Annotated in this window: 4 protein-coding genes; all 4 read right to left on the bottom strand. The window is 71.1% G+C overall.

Translation table 11 applies throughout. The annotated features are described in order from the left end of the window. On the bottom strand, positions 1 to 680 hold a 680-nt coding region (locus tag HY049_02310), incomplete at its 3' end, for a D-alanine--D-alanine ligase A (protein MBI3447746.1). After that, positions 680 to 1939 (bottom strand): GTPase HflX, encoded by a 1260-nt coding sequence (gene hflX, locus HY049_02305; GenBank protein MBI3447745.1) that lies wholly within the window; start codon positions 1937 to 1939, stop codon positions 680 to 682. The genes HY049_02310 and hflX, both read right to left, overlap by 1 nt. Positions 1940 to 2018: 79 nt before the next feature. Continuing rightward, positions 2019 to 2453 carry a TlpA family protein disulfide reductase gene (locus tag HY049_02300; GenBank protein MBI3447744.1) on the bottom strand — a complete coding sequence of 145 codons (435 nt, stop codon included), beginning with the start codon at positions 2451 to 2453 and terminating at the stop codon, positions 2019 to 2021. 200 nt (positions 2454 to 2653) lie between these two features. Next, the coding region (locus HY049_02295; protein ID MBI3447743.1) for a hypothetical protein at positions 2654 to 2914 on the bottom strand (261 nt) is incomplete at its 5' end.

The raw sequence follows: 2914 nt of genomic DNA, 5'->3' as shown, positions 1-2914 counted from the left end.
GCCGCCTTCACGAGCGCGGGGGCGAGGTCCGACTCCTTCTTGATCTTGGACACGCCGACGCTGCTGCCGCCGTTGGCCGGCTTCACGAACAGCGGAAGGGACAGCGCGCGGAGGGCCTCGTCCGCCGCCGCCGCGGCGTCCTCCCGGAGCCGGCTTCGCAGGAAGACGCGATGCCGTGTGATCGGAAGACCCGACGCTGCGAAGATCTCCTTCATGAGCGCCTTGTCCATACCGAGCGCGGAGGCGGCCACCCCGGCGCCGACGTAGGGAATGCCGGCCAGCTCGAGCAGCCCCTGGAGCGTCCCGTCCTCACCGAGCGGGCCGTGAACGAGCGGGAAGACGACGTCGAAGGCGCTCCCGCCCGGAGCCGCGGGCCGCCTGGACGTTCCGGTCGGGACGAGCCCCTTCGCCCCCGGATCGCCGGTGAGCGCCGCCGCGCTGGCCCCGGCGAGCTGCGGCAGGGCGGCGTCGGTCAGCCCTCCCCTCCCGGGGCCTCCCTGGAGGAGGATCGCCGGATCGGGAGCGGTGATCCAGGTTCCCTCCTTGGTGATCCCCACGGGAACGATCTCGAACCGATCCGGGTCGAGGTGGCCGATGACCGCGCGCGCCGAGACGAGCGACACCTCGTGCTCGACGCTCCGGCCGCCGAAGATCACGCCCACCCGAAGCCTGCCCGCCATCACCCCGCCTCGATCGCCGCGATGGCCGCGATCAGCGCCCGCGCGCGCGCGCGGCTCGCGCGGAAGCGGATGTCCACGACGCCGTCGTGGTAGATGGTCTTGATGACCTCGGTCAGGGCGAAGAGCCGCGAGATCTCCTCGCGGTTCGCGCTCGACAGCCGCACATCCTTCTCGATGATCTCGTCGCGGAGAATCGTCTCCACCCGGGCGAGGATGTCCCGCACCCCCTTCGAGCGCGCGGCGGAGATGAAGATCGCCTCCGGCGACCTCAACCGCGCGCGCTCGGCGACCGTGGCGTCCTCCACGAGATCGATCTTGTTGAAGACGGTGATGACCGGCCGGTCGGCCATGCCGAGCGAGCCGACCACCTGCACGGTGACCTCCATCTGCTCTTCGTACTCCGGGTGGCTCAGATCGACGACGTGGACCAGCACGTCGGCGTCCGCGGCCTCCTCGAGGGTGCTCCGGAAGGAGGCCACGAGATGGTGCGGCAGCTTGCGGATGAACCCGACCGTGTCGATGAGGAGCGCGTCGCGCCCGACCTTGAGCGCCACGCGCCGGACGAGGGGATCGAGCGTCGCGAAGAGCCGGTCCTCGACGAACGCGTCCTCGCGCGTCAACGCGTTGAAGAGCGTCGTCTTCCCGGCGTTCGTGTACCCGACGAGAGCCACCTTCACCGCGCCGCGCCGGCTCGATCGGCGCCGCCGGCGCTCCCCCTCGATGCGGGCGAGGTCCTTCTCGAGCTTGTGGATGCGATCGCGGATGATGCGGCGGTCGAGCTCGATCTGCGTCTCGCCGATGCCGCCGCGGACGCCGATGCCCCCCTCCTGCCGCGAGAGGTGGGTCCATCCCCCCCGCAGCCGGGGGAGGATGTAGTTGAGCCGGGCGAGCTCGACCTGCGTCTTGGCCTCGCGGCTCCGGGCCCGCCGCGCGAAGATGTCGAGAATGAGTCCGGATCGATCGACCACCCGGACTCCCAGAATCTCCGCGAGGTTGCGCGCCTGCGCGGGGGACAGATCGTCGTCGAAGATCGCGAGGTCCGCGCGCGTCTCTCGAATTCCCGCGGCGATCTCCTCGGCCTTCCCCTTGCCGATGAAGTACCCCGGGTCGGCCTGTCGGCGCTCCTGGACGTGCCGGCCGACCACGCGGGCGCCCGCGGTCTCGGTCAGTCGCGCGAGCTCGGCGAGGTGGTCCTCGACGTCGGCGCGATCCTGGCCCGGGAAGACGGCCCCCACGAGGACGGCCCGCTGCGGCCGCACGAGAAGATCCCGTTCGTCGCCGGGAGTGGCCGGAGGAGGAGCGGTCCGCCTGCGATACTTCAAGAGCCGGGGCGCTCCATCAGCCTCCGTGACCTCCTCCGGGACCTTCCTTGAGGAGCGTCTGGATCCGCGCCTCGAAGTCCGGAGGGAGAACGCTTCCGAGCCAGCGGACCTTTCCGTCCGACCCGATCAGGATGGTGAAGGGGAGCGAGCGGAGATCGTAGGCGCGCTGGAACTCGCGCTGCTCGTCGAAGAGGAGCATGTAGTTCACGAGCTGCTTCGCGGCCATGCGCCTCTGCTTCGCCGGCGTCTCCTCGCCCTGCTGGACCCCGACGCCGAGAACCGCCAGCCCCCGATCGCGATAGGCCCGGGAGAGGTCGCGGAGCTTCGGGATCTCGGCGAGGCACGGCTCGCACCACGAGGCCCACATCGCGATGACGCCGACCTTGCCGCGGAGGACCGAGGCGACGTCCACCGCGGCGCCGTCCAGGTCCGGAACCGTGAAGACCCTCACCTGCTCGCCCACCCCCGGAGGCGCGGGCCGCGCGGTCTCGGGGCGGGCGAGAGCCGGTGACGAGGTGGCGGCGAGGGCAAGGATCGCGAGGGACCGGCCGAAGGGTAAGGGGCGAGCGCGATTCGATGGTGGGGCCAGGTTGGGTGTCATCCAGCGGTGAAAAGTATAAGGCCCGCGCGGCATCCGCCGCAACCTCAGCCTCAGAGGCCGGAGCCGGCCGGCGCTCCCGTCGCGCCCCCCGGCAGGTACCGGTAGGAGGAGACGCGGACGTAGTGGATGTCCTCGAAGAAGACGCCCCGGACCTCGATGGCGCGGCCGATCCTGTCCGCGTCCGTCAGGAGCGGCATGGTGGTGTCCGATTCGACGAACTCCCAGAGCCCGTCCGGCTCGCACCTCAAGGCGGCGTGGTGCCCGAAGGCCCGGCACCCCTTCTGCGCCGCGGTCGGGGAGCCCCCGCGCTC

It is taken from the genome of Acidobacteriota bacterium, from assembly GCA_016195325.1.
Taxonomy (GTDB): domain Bacteria; phylum Acidobacteriota; class Polarisedimenticolia; order JACPZX01; family JACPZX01; genus JACPZX01.
The sequence above is the reverse complement of the archived record's forward strand: the minus strand, read 5'-3'. Positions and strand labels throughout refer to the sequence as shown.